The sequence below is a fragment of the Pedobacter zeae genome, assembly GCF_014196715.1.
In the GTDB taxonomy this organism is placed as follows: domain Bacteria; phylum Bacteroidota; class Bacteroidia; order Sphingobacteriales; family Sphingobacteriaceae; genus Pedobacter; species Pedobacter zeae.
On record NZ_JACIEF010000001.1, the window covers coordinates 1,100,358 to 1,114,166 of the forward strand.

Consider the following 13,809-nt stretch of genomic DNA (forward strand, 5'->3'; position numbering starts at 1 on the left):
AGAGTCATAGGCTTATCAAAACAGATTTGTTATCATCTCAAATAAGTAATTTTGCTGTTCATGAACATAGGAACACTCGAGGAGCATTACAGATTAGAACTTTCACCTTTATACGAAAGTGACGAGGCAAAAGCCTTATTTAGCCTTGCTGCTGAGCAGGTTTTGGCTTTGCCTCCTGCTAAGTTGATGATGCATAAGGACGAAACCTTAAGTTTCATCAATACGCAAAAGCTTTTAAGTATCCTGAACGACCTCCAGACCGGTAAGCCTATTCAACACATTTTAGAGGAAGCCCATTTTTATGGGCTGGTTTTTAAAGTCAACGAAAATGTACTCATACCAAGGCCCGAAACAGAGGAGCTGGTTGAATGGATCATTTCAGTTTACAGTCAACAAGGTTCAGCTAATAGTTTTGGAGGGCCTAAAAAGCTTCGTGTACTTGATATTGGAACGGGATCTGGTTGTATCCCGATAACGCTTAAAAGACACCTTCCAAATGCAAAGGTATCTGCACTGGATATTTCTACTGAAGCTATTGCCATTGCACAAGAAAATGCCCGGCAAATCGGGGTCGAAATCGATTTTATAACAGCAGATATTTTAGCATTTAAATCTGAAGAAAAATTTGATATAATAGTAAGCAATCCTCCTTATATCAGGGATTTAGAGAAAAGCGAAATGCATAACAATGTCCTAATGCACGAGCCTCATTTGGCCTTGTTTGTTAGCGACAAAAATCCATTGATTTTTTATAAGGCGATAGCTGATTTTGCTAAAACAAATTTAAATCCCGGGGGAGAGCTCTTTTTTGAAATCAACGAATATTTAGGTGAAGAAACAGTTGAGATGATGGCTAATAAAGGCTTTAAAAATATTCAATTAAGAAAAGATATGCAGGGAAAAGACCGGATGATCAAAGCAGTGTTTAATGGAGGAGGGGTGCTGTGTAATGATAAAGTGTAATCAGCAATGAACCTTGACCAAAACTAAGCCCTTGGATGAAATTGTGTAATCACCTCTCTTAGATAATCGCGGTCTATATGGGTATAAATTTCTGTGGTGGTAATGCTCGAATGGCCCAGCATCTCCTGTACTGCACGTAAATCGGCGCCACCTTCAATTAAATGTGTTGCAAATGAATGCCTGAGTGTATGCGGACTAATTGTTTTTTTTAATCCGCTGGCAACTGCAAGACTTTTAATCAGGTTAAAAATAGTAATACGCGAAAGTTTGGCCCCAAAGCGGTTTAAAAATATAAAATCTTCATGCCCCTTTTTAATATTTGTATGCACACGTACCTCATTAATATAAATATCGAGCAATTTTAATGCTGTGCTGCCAATGGGTACCAGGCGTTCTTTATTACCTTTCCCGATTACCTTGATAAACTCGATCTGAGGAAAAAGACCCGAGATCCTTAATTCAGTTAACTCGGTTACGCGTAAGCCACAGCCGTACAATACTTCTATAATGGCCTTGTTGCGCATCCCTTCAGGTTTCGAGGCATCAATGGTGGCGATAAGTTCGTTAATCTCATGAATATTCAGTGTATCAGGTAGTTTTCTGCTCAATTTAGGCGCCTCCAATAATGCTGTTGGATCATCGGTAATCACATCTTCAAGCAGGAGAAAGGAGAAAAAAGCCTTCAGCCCTGATATTACCCTTGCCTGCGTGCTTGCTAGCATACCCAGTTCGTTTAACCACGAAATAAAAGATTTTAGGTGCGTTATGGTAATATCGGTTAGTTTGGGTGTTTCGTTAACCGACTTAAAATACTGGGCAAGCTTATCAACGTCATTCAGGTATGCCTCTACAGAATTTCGCGATAACGACTTTTCCAGTTTTAAATACGACTTAAATCCTTTAATATATGATGGCCAAAGCATGCTTTTATTTGAGATTTTTTATAACATTGCAACGTTACAACATTTAACGTTACAACAGACCATGAAACTACAAATTATTAACGGGCCAAATTTAAACTTATTGGGGGTTCGCGAGCCATCTATTTATGGAAATACCAGTATCGAGGATTATATAAAAGAGTTAAAAACGGTGTATCCTCAGATAGAAATTGAATATTTTCAAAGTAATGTAGAAGGCGAAATCATTAATAAATTGCACGAAGTTGGCTTTAGTTACGATGGAGTTGTATTAAATGCCGGTGGTTATACACATACTTCAGTTGCCATTGCAGATGCTATAGCTGCCATTAAAACCCCTGTTGTTGAAGTACATATTTCTAATATCTATGCCCGCGAAGAGTACCGTCATGTTTCGCTGACAGGCAAAAACTGCCAGGGTGTTTTAACAGGCTTTGGCATAAAAGGTTACCGCCTGGCTATCGAAAGTTTGCTGATTTAAGTGAATCTAAACCCGTATTATAGCTGGTGAATACTACCATCTGAGACCATTTGATGAAGAGAGAATCTAGGTCAAATTCGAAAAATATTTAATTTTCCTGATAAAGAATGCCCAAACAATACTGTTATTATATACCCCGGTATGTTTGGCATAATCTTTTTGGGCTATTTTACGCTTTTTATTAGTTTTTGATAAAGATTTAAGGAAATGCCAGTGGCCTTTGCTTACAGCCATGGTGAATTTAGGTTTTCCGGTAAGCAGAAAGTGCCACCAGGCGATAAAATCGATAAACATGCGAATGGTAATCCTGAAAACAGCGTCGCCTGCAGGGAGGTTTTTCTGCATGATGATGAGGTTGTTCCTGAAATTAAGGTATGTTTTAAATGGATTTTCGGTTTGTAAAGTCCCGCCGCCAACATGGTATACTTCGGCATCCGGACAATACATAATTTTGTAGCCCAGGTTTTTTAATCGCCAGCACAGGTCTATTTCCTCCATGTGGGCGAAAAGATCGGCATCCAGGCCACCAGCTTCTCTCCAACATTTGCTTTTGATAAAAAAGGCTGCACCACTCGCCCAAAAAACCTCTTGCTGTTCATTATACTGACCGTTATCTAGCTCATAAACATTAAAAAGCCTTCCTCGGCAGAAAGGAAAAGCGTAAATATCCAGGTAACCCCCGGCAGCTCCTGCATATTCGAACTGATTTTTGTTCAATTGCCATTTAATTTTAGGCTGTGCTGCTGCAATCTTTGTGTCACTTTCCATTAGTTGAATAACGGGTTTGATCCAGTTTGGGCTTACTTCCACATCCGAATTGAGCAGAATAAAATAATCGGCCTCTACACGTTCCAAAACCTTGTTATAACCTCCTGCAAAACCGTAATTCCTGTCGTTGTGGATAATTTTAACAGTCGGGAAATTCTCCTGTAAAAATGAAACCGAATCATCTGTTGAAGCATTATCGCCTACAATAATCTGCAGGTTATCATATTCAGAAAGCAAAATTCCTGGTAAAAACTGCTTTAAATATGCTTTTCCATTCCAGTTTAAAATTACAATGGCTACTGATGGGTTCATTCTTTTATCCGGGTTTAATTTACAGCACTAATGGCGCTACAGCCAGTGTTGAAGCTGTTCTTTTTATAATGTTTTCTAAAAATAAATGCGAAATATTCGGTTTCTTCTTTCTTGGGAAATTTTTTTCTGTTGCTTTTATTTCAACAGCAGGTATTTCCGGGAAAGATTGGGTTAAACGCTTCCTGGTAACTTTTTTTTGGTAGCCAGTTATGTAATAAAGCAGATAATATAGTAATCTTGCAAAAATAAAGCGCAAAGGCAGGGAGAGGGGCAATAACAGGTATAGAAAAAATATGCCAACTTGCGGAATCCCTCTTTTAATCATTATTTTTAAAACGTTTCAGCTACAAACATAAATTTTCAAATGCAGAATACAGCTATACTTCCATTATTTTATCTTCCACCGGTAGGTTATTTTAGTTTATTGCAAAACCTGGCAGAGGATTTCTTAATTGAAAAACATGAACATTTCGCCAAGCAGACTTACCGCAACCGGGCCAGTATTTATTCGCCCAATGGCAAACTGGATATTACTGTGCCGGTGGTTAAAGGTTCGAAGGTGCATACTAAAATGAAGGATGTGCGCATCAGTTATGGTTTTAACTGGCAACGTTTGCATTGGTTAAGTTTAGAAAGCTGTTACAGGAGTTCTGCTTATTTCGAATTTTACGAAGATGAACTGTCGCATTTTTATACCAAAAAGTTCGATTTCCTGTTCGATTATAACCTTGAGCTTTTAGAGTGGCTGAACAAAAAAATAAAATTGAACAAAAGTTTTAATGTAACAGGCGAATATTTTGACGATATCAAACCAGAACTGGATTTTCGTTCAGCCATGAACCCTAAAAAACAGGAAGATATTGTAAACAATAAGCCATATTATCAGGTTTTTGAAGATAGACATCAATTTTTACGCAACTTAAGCATAGTTGATCTGTTATTTAACCAGGGCCCTCAGGCCCGGCTATATTTGTAAGATATGGGAAAAAACAAGCCACGTAACCGTCATAAACACTATAGAGTTCCGGCGCCAGGCACCAGTCCGGGCTTGTATGCCATTGATGAAGATGCGTTAAAACCAATCATTGTATTGCACGCCTACAATGAAAAGAGCTATAAGAAAACTGAACTGGAAAACATCAATAACATCGATAAACTGGTTGAGGATAAAGATTTCTATTACTGGTTCGATATCAAAGGCCTGGCTGACCCCAATATCTTTGAAACCCTGTATGCAAAGCTCGACATCAGCAGGCTTGTGCTTGAAGATATCACCAGTTCTTATCAGCGGCCAAAGCTGGATGAATACGATAATGATAAATACATTTTTTCGGTAAGCAGGCATTTATATTTAAGCGATGATAATATGCTCTGCAATGATCAGATCTCTTTTATCTTGTCAGAACGTACATTAATTACTTTTCAGGAAACTTACGCTGATTGTTTTGAGCCGGTAAGAAAACGGTTGGAAATAGGGAAGGGCAACATCCGTATTGGTGGTAGCAGTTATTTAATGTACGCCATTATGGATGTAATTGTAGATAACTATTTTGCGCTTTTGAATTTTTGGGGAGAAGAATTGGATGCAATTGAAGACCGGTTATACGATCATCCTGATAAAAGGATCATGTATGATACACAGGCCATTAAAAGATCGTTGATTACCATCAGGAAGGTAGCCTGGCCGGAAAGGGATAAATTGAACGATATTATCCGCACCGATAGCCCATTAATATCTGATCTGACCAAAACCTATATGAAAGATGCTTACGATCATTGCATTCAGATTATAGACTTTATTGAATCTTTAAAAGAGATTGCATCGGCCAATATTGATATGAATCTATCGATCATCAGTAACCGGATGAACGAAATTATGAAGGTGTTGACCATTATATCATCCATATTTATCCCATTAACCTTTATTGCAGGGATTTACGGGATGAATTTTAGCAGGGAAGATCCGGCTACAGGAAAGATACTGAAAGATAATATGCCTGAATTGTATGCACCACATGGTTATTTATATACCTGGGGAGTGATGGTGCTGATTGCAATTTTACAGGTGATCTATTTTTGGCGCAAAGGATGGTTCAAATAGTGCTTATAAAGCATTTAAAATGTGGTAGTTAAGTCGGGTAGATTCGTCATAACACCCTTTATGTCCCGGATGAGGCATAAAGGGGGAAATTAATGGAGGAATCGTGCTTTAAATCAAGCTCATCAGCTTACATCTTCGATGATAGAGGTGCATAGGTTATACCTAACTGCACAAACAAATTCAACAGATTTTATATTGTAACACTTTTTCTTACCTTTGCGGCGCTTTTGGTTCCCGGCTTACAACCGGGATTAAAAGGGAATACAGTGTAAATCTGTAACTGTCCCGCAGCTGTAAGCTCTGTAACGGTTTTTCTATTCTTTCGCCACTGTCCCGACATGTTGGGATGGGAAGGCAGAAAACCGGGAGTAAGTCAGAAGACCTGCCTTTAGCATTAATTTCATAGCTTTCGTGGATTGAAGCTGGAGTTGAAGTACTTAACGTTTACGTATTTTCATTTCTTTTACAATCTGTTGGCTATAGGTAAAACTAACCATCAAAAATGAACAAAAAAACAATTTTAGCAGCCGCCGGTTTAGGCGTGGTACAGCTAATGATTAGCCAATGGGCTAACGCGCAGCAAAAAGACACTTTGCAGCTTAAAGACGTGGTCATTTCTGCCACTAAAAACGATCAAAAACAATCACAAACCGGTAAGGTGGTCAGCATCATCAGTAGAGAGGTGTTGGAACGCAGCAATGGTAAATCGTTACCGGAACTCATCAGCGAGCAGGCTGGAATTATTGTAGCCGGCGCCAGCAGCAACCCCGGACTGAACAAATCGGTTTTTTTCAGGGGGGCGGGAAGTGCCTATGCTGTTGTTTTAATTGATGGTATTGTGCAGAACGATCCATCAGGAAACGGTGGTGCATTCGATTTAAGATTGCTTTCCATCGATCAGATCGATCACATCGAAATTTTAAGAGGCGGACAGTCTACCATTTATGGTTCTGATGCCGTTGCCGGAGTAATCAACATCATTACTAAAAAAGGTGGTCCAAAAGGCAATACCATTTATGGTGTGGCCAGTGCAGGAAGTTACGAAACTTATAAAGGAACTATTGGTTTAAATGGTGGTGTTGAAGGGTTTTCCTATAACATCAATTATACCCATGCCAAAACCGACGGGATTTCAGAAGCAGCAACGCCAGTAGGAAGCACAGCCCAATTTGATAAAGACGGTTTTAAAACCGATGCCTTAAATGCAAATTTCGGTATCAAATTGGACAATCATTTCTCGGTTAATCCATTTGTACGTTATTATTTCGGTAATTATAAATTTGACGGCGGCGCATTTGCCGATGCAAACAACTATTCTATCCTGAAAAACTTTGCTGCGGGTACCAATGCGAAATATGAATTTGCTACCGGTAAAGTAACGTTAAATTATAGTTTCGAAAATACAAGAAACGATGCGCATAGCCAGTATCCTAGCCTTAACGAGGGAAGGGCATCTTTGCTGGATTTATTCTATAATCAAAAATTGAACAACAAACTCGATTTATTGGTAGGTATCGATAACCGTGTATTGAAATTATCATCAGTAGCAAATAAACCGGAAACAAATATTTTTGCCGCCTACGGATCATTGTTCTTACACGATTTAAGTGTATTCAACCTTGAAGTTGGCGGACGTTACAATAAACATGAGCAATATGGCGAAAACTATACCTATTCAATTACCCCAAGTATCAACATCATAAAAGAAATTAAATTATTCGGAACGGTTTCAACAGCATTTAAAGTGCCTACCTTAAATATGCTTTTTGGCCAGTTTGGTGCCAATCTTGATCTGAAGCCCGAAAAATCAAAGAATTACGAAGCTGGTGTTAACTTTAGCTTTGCTGATGACAAATTCAGCTTGCGTTTAGCCGGTTACAAACGCGACTTAACTGATGCCATTATTTATGTTTATCCTACCGGTTACATTAACCAGGTAAGCCAAAAAGTCAAAGGATTCGAGGTAGAGCCGGCAGTTAAATTCGGTGTATTCAATATCAATGCGTACTATGCCTATGTAGAAGGAAACGAATTTAATTTTATAGATAATGCCGTTGCCAATTATCTTTTCCGCAGACCGAAACATACTTTTGGCATCAATGCAGGTGCACAGGCCACAGATCATTTATACGTAAGTACCAATTTCCGTTATTTTGGCAAACGTAACGATGGTAATTTTACCACTTATACGGTAGATAATCTGCCTGCTTACCAATTGTTAAATGCTTATGCAGAGTATGCTTTGGCTAAAAAACGTGTAAAATTGTTCTTCGATGCCAAAAACATCCTGAACGAAAAATACAACGAGATTATCGGCTATAATAGTATGGGTTTCAATTTTAATACCGGTGTAATTTTTAATATACACTAATAAAAATTAACTTTGCTCAACGAATAACCAAAATACAATGGCTCATTTAAAATTTAATCCCCGTAACTTAGTACTGCTCTTAATGATATTAGCAATTACGGCCTTGCGTTTGCTGATAACATTTAATTCAGATGAATTGAAATTTGCTAATTTTTCCTCAATCGGGGCAGTAGCTTTATTTGGTGGTGCCTATTTTAAAGATCAGGCCAAAGCTTTTGCTTTTCCGTTACTGAGTTTGTTTTTAAGCGACTTTATTTTAGCCTCCACTATTTTTAGTAAATATAGCGGCGATTCTTTTTTATACGAAGGCTGGTATTGGACCTATATTGCCTTTGCTTTAATGGTTTTAGTTGGCAGGATTCTGCTTAAAAATGTAAATGTGGTAAATTTATTAGCCTCAACATTAAGCATTGTGCTTATTCACTGGTTGGTTACCGATTTAGGTGTTTGGATCAATAATCCGGCCTATACCCAGGATTTAGCAGGTTATTGGAGCTGCCTGGTAAAAGCCATTCCATTCGAAATCAGGTTCTTGGAAGGAACCGTTATTTACGGGGCTTTACTTTTTGGTGCTTTCGAAATTTTAAAAGCTAAATACCCGGTATTAAAATTAGAAGCGCAAGCGGTATAAAATACCAGATTTAAATAGAAATCCTCTTTTGATTCAGTTCAGAAGAGGATTTTTTTTATCTTAGATAACTAATTACTTTTTTAATTAATACATTTTACATCCAATGAAGGTTGTTTCCTTTTTACCTGCTGCTACCAAAATGATCTATGATATGGGCCTTCAGGATTACCTCTATGGCGTAACCTTCGAATGCCCGAAAGAAGCAGCCGATCAGCCCAAGGTAGTGCGTTGCATATTGGAAGGTAAAAACTACTCCAGTATAGAGATTGACCGGATTTTTTCGGCATCCAAAGCGCAGGGTAAAAGCCTGTATTGGGTAGATGATGCACTTTTAGAAAGCATTGCACCTGATGTTGTTTTTACGCAGGATATCTGTGAGGTATGTAATATTGATACAGTTTGTACCGAAACGGCTGTGATGAAACTAAGCAAGCAGCCACTTTTGGTTCCGCTTTCGCCAAATAACCTGCAGGATGTTTTCGAATGTGCCATCACTATTGCAAGGGCATTGGGAAAGGAAGAAGTCGCTTTTGCTTACCTGGCCCGTTTGCAGCAGAAAACCGATCAGATTTTAGATCAATTACGCGAAAACCGATCTCCTTTAAAGCGGGTGATGCTGATGGAATGGATAGAACCAATATACAATTGCGGACACTGGATTCCCTTCCAGATTGCCGCTGCCGGAGGGGTAGATATGCTTTCGAACCCTGCAGGCGATTCGATTGTTACTCCTTGGGAAAAGATTGTGAAATATAATCCTGAGGTTCTGGTTATTGCACCTTGCGGCTTTGATCAGAAACGCAGCCTGGAAGAAATGAGCCTGCTTACAGCGAAAGCCGGATGGGAAACGCTCGAAGCAGTAAAAAATAACCAAGTATATATTGCCGATTTTGATATGTTTACCCAGCCCAGTATAGGAACCTTGATAGAAGGTATCGAAGCCTTAGCTTGCATGTTCCATCCCCGAATCTTTAAAGCTGATGGAAATGTCGCTAAGAAATTTATCAATTACACGCAGTCTGTTCAATCACTCCAATCGGTGTAATATTTTATGAAATTAGTTGTTTTAACAGGGGCAGGCATCAGTGCCGAAAGCGGATTGAAGACTTTCAGGGATGCTGATGGCTTGTGGGAAGGATATAATGTGTATGATGTAGCTACACCAGAGGCCTGGGAAAGAAACCCGGAGTTGGTGCAGGAGTTTTATAACGAAAGAAGACGCCAGGTTTTAGCAGCCGAACCTAACCGGGCACATCAGTTACTTGCTGCACTCGAAAAAGACTTTGACGTTGAAATCATTACCCAAAATATCGACGACCTTCATGAAAGGGCAGGATCTACAAAAGTTACCCATCTTCATGGCGTAATTACCAGATCGCAGTCAGATCTACGACCCGATTTAACGTACCCTATTCAGGGAACAGAAATCAAAATGGGAGATTTATGTGAATTGGGATCTCAGCTCAGGCCCCATGTGGTATGGTTTGGCGAGGCGGTACCCATGATTGAAGTTGCCGCAAAACTTTGTAAACAGGCAGATATATTTGTACTCATTGGTACTTCACTGGCCGTTTATCCGGCAGCCGGATTAATTGATTTTGTACCCGCTATTGTAGATAAATATATCATCGATCCGCGTATACCCGATGTTAAACGGTATAAAAATGTGATCAATATCGAAAAAAATGCCGTTGAAGGTGTAGCCCAACTTAACGAAATTTTATTGAATGCCCGGTAAAAAGATCTGTATATTCAACTGGAGCGGTGGTAAAGACAGTACGCTGGCACTTCACTATGCCCTGCAGGATCCCGGGCTGGAAATCCGCTACCTCATTACAACCGTTACCGAAAAATACAACCGCGTTTCAATGCACGGTGTAAGGGAAGCTTTGCTGATCAGGCAGGCTGAAAGTATTGGCATTCCTTTGTATCAGATCCGTTTAGGTGAAATGCCCGATATGGAGACTTACGATAATACGATGAAAATGCATCTTTCGAAATTTAAGGAAGAAGGCATCACCCATTCTATTTTCGGAGATATATTTTTGGAGGATTTGCGTTTATACCGCGAAAACAAATTAGCCGAAATTGGTATTGAGGCTATTTTTCCGCTATGGCAAAAAGATACCAGGCAACTGGTCAGTGAGTTTATCAACCTGAACTATAAAACCATCATTGTTTGTACACAGCAACATTTAAAAGATTTTTGTGGAAAAGTAATCAACGAGGAACTGATTGATCAGCTCCCTCCGGAAATTGATCCCTGCGGAGAAAATGGTGAGTTTCATACATTTGCATTTGAAGGGCCTGTTTTCAGGAAGAAAATTAATTTTTCGGTTGGTGAGCAGGTTTTCAGAACTTACAATACACCCGCAAAAGCAGGGCGGGATGACGATTCTCCCTGTGTTTCAACAGCACTTTCCGGCTTTTGGTATACCGATTTGGTAGAATAATTTTTTCTTTCTAAAACATTTTGGCATCATTTTTTCTTTACTATTCATAATTAACTAAATCGCACATTCAAAATGAAACTGTTTAGCATGGTTAGGTAGCTAAACTGGCGTCATATTTAAAATTTAAAGTTATGAAAAAGATATTGGTAGTAATCGCATTAAGTTCTGTTATGTTTGCTTGTAACAATAAGGAAAAAGAAGAAGCAGCATTAAAACAACAACAGTTAGAAAAACAAATGGCTATTAAAGCAGTAAAAGACAGTTTACGGTTAGATAGCTTTAAGAAAGCTGAAGCGGCTAAAGTAGAACAGGAAAAAGAAGCTAAACGCCAGGCCGAATTAGCCGCAGCCAGAAGGGCAGGTGCAGCGTCATCAAGATCGTATGCAAGTTCTGGTGGTAGCTCAAGTGGTTCATATGGTGGTACTCAGCCAACAGCTAAGAAAAAAGGCTGGAGTGATGCTGCAAAAGGAGCTGTAATCGGTGGAGCAGCAGGAGCTGTGGGTGGTGCCTTAATCGATAAGAAAAAAGGTAGAGGTGCCATTATCGGTGGATTGGTTGGTGCCGGTGGCGGTTATCTGATCGGTAGAGGAGAAGACAGGAAATCAGGCCGTGTGCAACCTAAAAACTAGGCTTTTTTAAGATAAAAGGAATCCCGATTTTACATCGGGATTTTTTTATGCCCAATTAAAAAGGTTTAATATATTTACATAAAAAAATACCCAATGACAGAAACTGCAGATAAAGGCCAGATCCAACACTTTGTAATGTTTTGGTTAAAACCACAACTTACCAAAACTGAAATAGCAGACTTTGCTAACTTTTTTGAGAGTTTAAAATCCATTAAATACATCAAAAGTCTAAGTTATGGTTTAGCAGCCAATACACCGGTACGCCCCGTTACCGATAATTCTTTCACTTACTCGCTTACCATAACGTTCGCAAACATTGCCGATCATAATGCTTACCAGGAAGATAAAACGCATTTAGACGCAGTAGAAAAATTTTCTAAAAACTGGTACAGGGTTGTTGTTCACGATACGGTAGTTTCGGTTTAAGCTATCGGATTTAGCCAAAGATTTCCAGATGATATTAATCGCAGATGCGCAAAGAGAAACCTGTGTTTTTCTTTGCGTTTCTTTTTTTATCACCTGAAATTTTCCTGCGTTTCGTCATTTCTAGCGGAGTGTAAGGTAGCGGAGAAATCTATTACTCCAGGTTTCTATAATTTAACCTTTATCTACTCTTGTAAAAGATTGCTTCATCTGCCTAGATTACCGTGCTTCGATTCGCAACGACTAGGGTTTTTAACCCTGTTATCCGCGCGTCACCAACAAAATGAACCAATGGACGATCTTTAGCCACAGGTTTACACATAGCAGGCTTTTCGTTTTTACCATGAGTTTTCGTCATTTCGACCGGAGTGCAACGTGTTGGAGAAATCTACTCATTCAAATTTCTATAAATCAACTTTTATCTACTCTTGTAAAAAGGTTGCTTCATGTTACCCGAACTTCTGCGCTTTGTCTGCAATGAAGAGTTATTAAGCTTTGCTACCTGTATGCGCTGGCAGATCAATCAATAGCAAATAAGCCTGTAGACTAGCAAACTTCTCATTTATTTGGCAAAATTAAGCCTCAGAATTATATTTTGTTAAATGATTTAAAAATCAAAATATCAGTACTTTATGCTAAATTATATTAATTAAAAGTATAGTTTTGGTGTGGTTTTAAGATCAAAAAATGCCCGAAAATTCAGAATATAATTCTGAATATATGTTTAATCAATTGTTAATCAGTTGTTTATGTCTAATATTGATGTCTATTGTAGGCTGCCGTGAAGTCGGTACGCATCACCTTAAACCTTTCGATAACAGTCTGGATAAATTCTTCATCTAAAATTTCGAACACGTCATTTACGCCGCCCCCGCTCAGGTCGAGTTCGGCCAGTTTATAGCTTTGTTCGAAAGTGCCCTGTTCAAATTTGATGATGAATTTCTGATTCATGGAAAAAATGGTGATCTTACATTCCGGGTGTGGAAGTTCCGCTACTACTCTCATGCTGATTTTAAGTTTTAATTATTGTGTATTGATTTTAATGCCATTTAAAGTGCCCCAGCTTTCAATAATCGCGAAGCGGGCAAACAGCTCTTCTTTATACCACTCGCGCGCCCTGGTGAGTCTGATAACGTCTGAATGATCGTGAGATTGGTAGGCATAAGCCTTCATACTTTCCGCATTTTCCCATATTGAAAAAGTAGCCTGGTCAAAAAATGGATTTTCGCCAATCCCTGCTGAAAGGATAAAGCCAGGGGCAGCCCTCATGGCATCCGCGGCTCTTTTTACATTGCTCCTGAATTCCTTTAGCTTATTAAATCTGATGGCCGCCCTAGTAATCACTGCAATTTTTCCGGTATGATTTACAGCTGTTTTTTTTGTCTTAAAAGGCTCTTTTCCTGACCATAATCCATGACTAGATAAAGGATTAAGTAAGATAGTAAAGCTTTCGCAACCAAATAATTTAAACCATTTCATTACGAATGATCTGAAACTGAAGTCATCATAAGTTGCCCGGTCATCCCAGGTAGTTAATATGGCCCAGTGCCGGTAATCGGCAGGGAGGTCTACCTGTGCATCTTTGCCGCTACCCATCAATTTCCAAAACCTGCACCCTTTGTTTAGCCATAGCGGGATTCTGAGGATTGCCATGCCAATAAAGGCAAAGGGGATGGTAAAGCTCCGGAATTTGGTGATGGTTAATGCTACGATCATAATGATTGGTTGACCTGTCAAAACTAAGGAATTTAAAGATA

16 protein-coding genes and 1 riboswitch are annotated in these 13,809 nt (G+C 39.1%); of the genes, 11 read left to right on the plus strand and 5 right to left on the minus strand.

What is annotated here, in order from left to right:
- Positions 1 to 60: 60 nt before the first annotated feature.
- Complete coding sequence (prmC, locus tag GGQ60_RS04600) at positions 61 to 963, plus strand: peptide chain release factor N(5)-glutamine methyltransferase (protein WP_183760314.1); 903 nt, start codon at positions 61 to 63, stop codon at positions 961 to 963.
- A gap of 23 nt (positions 964 to 986) precedes the next feature.
- Here prmC and xerD read toward each other — a convergent pair whose 3' ends face one another.
- The gene (gene xerD / locus GGQ60_RS04605) at positions 987 to 1,886 is read right to left on the minus strand and encodes a site-specific tyrosine recombinase XerD (RefSeq protein WP_183760316.1); all 900 of its coding nucleotides are present in this window, start codon (positions 1,884 to 1,886) and stop codon (positions 987 to 989) included.
- Positions 1,887 to 1,947: 61 nt separating this feature from the next.
- Here xerD and aroQ point away from each other — a divergent pair, with 61 nt between their 5' ends.
- The gene (gene aroQ, locus GGQ60_RS04610; RefSeq protein ID WP_183760318.1) at positions 1,948 to 2,364 is read left to right on the plus strand and encodes a type II 3-dehydroquinate dehydratase; all 417 of its coding nucleotides are present in this window, start codon (positions 1,948 to 1,950) and stop codon (positions 2,362 to 2,364) included.
- Positions 2,365 to 2,430: 66 nt separating this feature from the next.
- Here the strand turns inward: aroQ and GGQ60_RS04615 are convergent, their stop codons facing one another.
- Together GGQ60_RS04615 and GGQ60_RS04620 are read right to left on the minus strand one after the other, a co-directional pair.
- Positions 2,431 to 3,444 carry a glycosyltransferase family 2 protein gene (locus GGQ60_RS04615; protein WP_183760319.1) on the minus strand — a complete coding sequence of 338 codons (1,014 nt, stop codon included), beginning with the start codon at positions 3,442 to 3,444 and terminating at the stop codon, positions 2,431 to 2,433.
- A 19-nt stretch (positions 3,445 to 3,463) separates the two neighbouring features.
- On the minus strand, positions 3,464 to 3,769 hold the full coding sequence (locus GGQ60_RS04620; protein ID WP_183760321.1) for a hypothetical protein: 306 nt from the start codon (positions 3,767 to 3,769) through the stop codon (positions 3,464 to 3,466).
- 39 nt (positions 3,770 to 3,808) lie between these two features.
- Here GGQ60_RS04620 and GGQ60_RS04625 point away from each other — a divergent pair, with 39 nt between their 5' ends.
- The 9 genes from GGQ60_RS04625 to GGQ60_RS04665 all read left to right on the plus strand — a co-directional run bounded on the left by GGQ60_RS04625 (position 3,809) and on the right by GGQ60_RS04665 (position 12,055).
- On the plus strand, positions 3,809 to 4,420 hold the full coding sequence (locus GGQ60_RS04625; protein WP_183760323.1) for a WbqC family protein: 612 nt from the start codon (positions 3,809 to 3,811) through the stop codon (positions 4,418 to 4,420).
- Between the two features lie 3 nt (positions 4,421 to 4,423).
- Positions 4,424 to 5,545 carry a magnesium/cobalt transporter CorA gene (corA, locus tag GGQ60_RS04630; RefSeq protein ID WP_183760325.1) on the plus strand — a complete coding sequence of 374 codons (1,122 nt, stop codon included), beginning with the start codon at positions 4,424 to 4,426 and terminating at the stop codon, positions 5,543 to 5,545.
- A gap of 211 nt (positions 5,546 to 5,756) precedes the next feature.
- Positions 5,757 to 5,949, plus strand: a riboswitch (cobalamin riboswitch).
- 98 nt (positions 5,950 to 6,047) lie between these two features.
- On the plus strand, positions 6,048 to 7,916 hold the full coding sequence (locus GGQ60_RS04635; RefSeq protein ID WP_183760327.1) for a TonB-dependent receptor plug domain-containing protein: 1,869 nt from the start codon (positions 6,048 to 6,050) through the stop codon (positions 7,914 to 7,916).
- Between the two features lie 37 nt (positions 7,917 to 7,953).
- Entirely contained in the window at positions 7,954 to 8,547 is a 594-nt protein-coding gene (locus GGQ60_RS04640) for a DUF6580 family putative transport protein (RefSeq protein WP_183760329.1), read from the plus strand.
- Between the two features lie 103 nt (positions 8,548 to 8,650).
- Positions 8,651 to 9,592, plus strand: a complete 942-nt coding sequence (locus GGQ60_RS04645) for an ABC transporter substrate-binding protein (protein ID WP_183760330.1) — start codon at positions 8,651 to 8,653, stop codon at positions 9,590 to 9,592.
- A 6-nt stretch (positions 9,593 to 9,598) separates the two neighbouring features.
- Positions 9,599 to 10,285 (plus strand): SIR2 family NAD-dependent protein deacylase, encoded by a 687-nt coding sequence (locus GGQ60_RS04650; protein ID WP_183760332.1) that lies wholly within the window; start codon positions 9,599 to 9,601, stop codon positions 10,283 to 10,285.
- On the plus strand, positions 10,275 to 11,000 hold the full coding sequence (locus GGQ60_RS04655; protein ID WP_183760334.1) for a Dph6-related ATP pyrophosphatase: 726 nt from the start codon (positions 10,275 to 10,277) through the stop codon (positions 10,998 to 11,000). The genes GGQ60_RS04650 and GGQ60_RS04655 overlap by 11 nt, the downstream gene beginning before the upstream one ends.
- 131 nt (positions 11,001 to 11,131) lie before the next feature.
- Positions 11,132 to 11,629 (plus strand): glycine zipper domain-containing protein, encoded by a 498-nt coding sequence (locus GGQ60_RS04660; protein WP_183760336.1) that lies wholly within the window; start codon positions 11,132 to 11,134, stop codon positions 11,627 to 11,629.
- 93 nt (positions 11,630 to 11,722) lie between these two features.
- Complete coding sequence (locus GGQ60_RS04665) at positions 11,723 to 12,055, plus strand: Dabb family protein (RefSeq protein WP_183760338.1); 333 nt, start codon at positions 11,723 to 11,725, stop codon at positions 12,053 to 12,055.
- Between the two features lie 750 nt (positions 12,056 to 12,805).
- On the opposite strand, the gene GGQ60_RS04670 is transcribed toward GGQ60_RS04665, so the two are convergent.
- Together GGQ60_RS04670 and GGQ60_RS04675 are read right to left on the minus strand one after the other, a co-directional pair.
- Positions 12,806 to 13,057: a hypothetical protein gene (locus GGQ60_RS04670; RefSeq protein ID WP_183760340.1), complete on the minus strand. Its 252-nt coding sequence runs from the start codon at positions 13,055 to 13,057 to the stop codon at positions 12,806 to 12,808.
- A gap of 18 nt (positions 13,058 to 13,075) precedes the next feature.
- Positions 13,076 to 13,768 carry a DUF3291 domain-containing protein gene (locus GGQ60_RS04675; protein ID WP_183760342.1) on the minus strand — a complete coding sequence of 231 codons (693 nt, stop codon included), beginning with the start codon at positions 13,766 to 13,768 and terminating at the stop codon, positions 13,076 to 13,078.
- Between the last annotated feature and the right edge of the window lie 41 nt (positions 13,769 to 13,809).

What these genes read in the sequence shown, in the direction of transcription:
- GGQ60_RS04625 (WP_183760323.1), top strand. Translation starts at nt 3,809, where the DNA reads ATGCAGAATACAGCTATACTTCCATTATTTTATCTTCCACCGGTAGGT.
- GGQ60_RS04645 (WP_183760330.1), top strand. Translation starts at nt 8,651, where the DNA reads ATGAAGGTTGTTTCCTTTTTACCTGCTGCTACCAAAATGATCTATGAT.
- GGQ60_RS04640 (WP_183760329.1), top strand. Translation starts at nt 7,954, where the DNA reads ATGGCTCATTTAAAATTTAATCCCCGTAACTTAGTACTGCTCTTAATG.
- prmC (WP_183760314.1), top strand. Translation starts at nt 61, where the DNA reads ATGAACATAGGAACACTCGAGGAGCATTACAGATTAGAACTTTCACCT.
- GGQ60_RS04615 (WP_183760319.1), bottom strand. Translation starts at nt 3,444, where the DNA reads ATGAACCCATCAGTAGCCATTGTAATTTTAAACTGGAATGGAAAAGCA.
- GGQ60_RS04670 (WP_183760340.1), bottom strand. Translation starts at nt 13,057, where the DNA reads ATGAGAGTAGTAGCGGAACTTCCACACCCGGAATGTAAGATCACCATT.
- GGQ60_RS04650 (WP_183760332.1), top strand. Translation starts at nt 9,599, where the DNA reads ATGAAATTAGTTGTTTTAACAGGGGCAGGCATCAGTGCCGAAAGCGGA.
- corA (WP_183760325.1), top strand. Translation starts at nt 4,424, where the DNA reads ATGGGAAAAAACAAGCCACGTAACCGTCATAAACACTATAGAGTTCCG.
- GGQ60_RS04655 (WP_183760334.1), top strand. Translation starts at nt 10,275, where the DNA reads ATGCCCGGTAAAAAGATCTGTATATTCAACTGGAGCGGTGGTAAAGAC.
- aroQ (WP_183760318.1), top strand. Translation starts at nt 1,948, where the DNA reads ATGAAACTACAAATTATTAACGGGCCAAATTTAAACTTATTGGGGGTT.
- GGQ60_RS04635 (WP_183760327.1), top strand. Translation starts at nt 6,048, where the DNA reads ATGAACAAAAAAACAATTTTAGCAGCCGCCGGTTTAGGCGTGGTACAG.
- GGQ60_RS04665 (WP_183760338.1), top strand. Translation starts at nt 11,723, where the DNA reads ATGACAGAAACTGCAGATAAAGGCCAGATCCAACACTTTGTAATGTTT.
- xerD (WP_183760316.1), bottom strand. Translation starts at nt 1,886, where the DNA reads ATGCTTTGGCCATCATATATTAAAGGATTTAAGTCGTATTTAAAACTG.
- GGQ60_RS04660 (WP_183760336.1), top strand. Translation starts at nt 11,132, where the DNA reads ATGAAAAAGATATTGGTAGTAATCGCATTAAGTTCTGTTATGTTTGCT.
- GGQ60_RS04675 (WP_183760342.1), bottom strand. Translation starts at nt 13,768, where the DNA reads ATGATCGTAGCATTAACCATCACCAAATTCCGGAGCTTTACCATCCCC.
- GGQ60_RS04620 (WP_183760321.1), bottom strand. Translation starts at nt 3,769, where the DNA reads ATGATTAAAAGAGGGATTCCGCAAGTTGGCATATTTTTTCTATACCTG.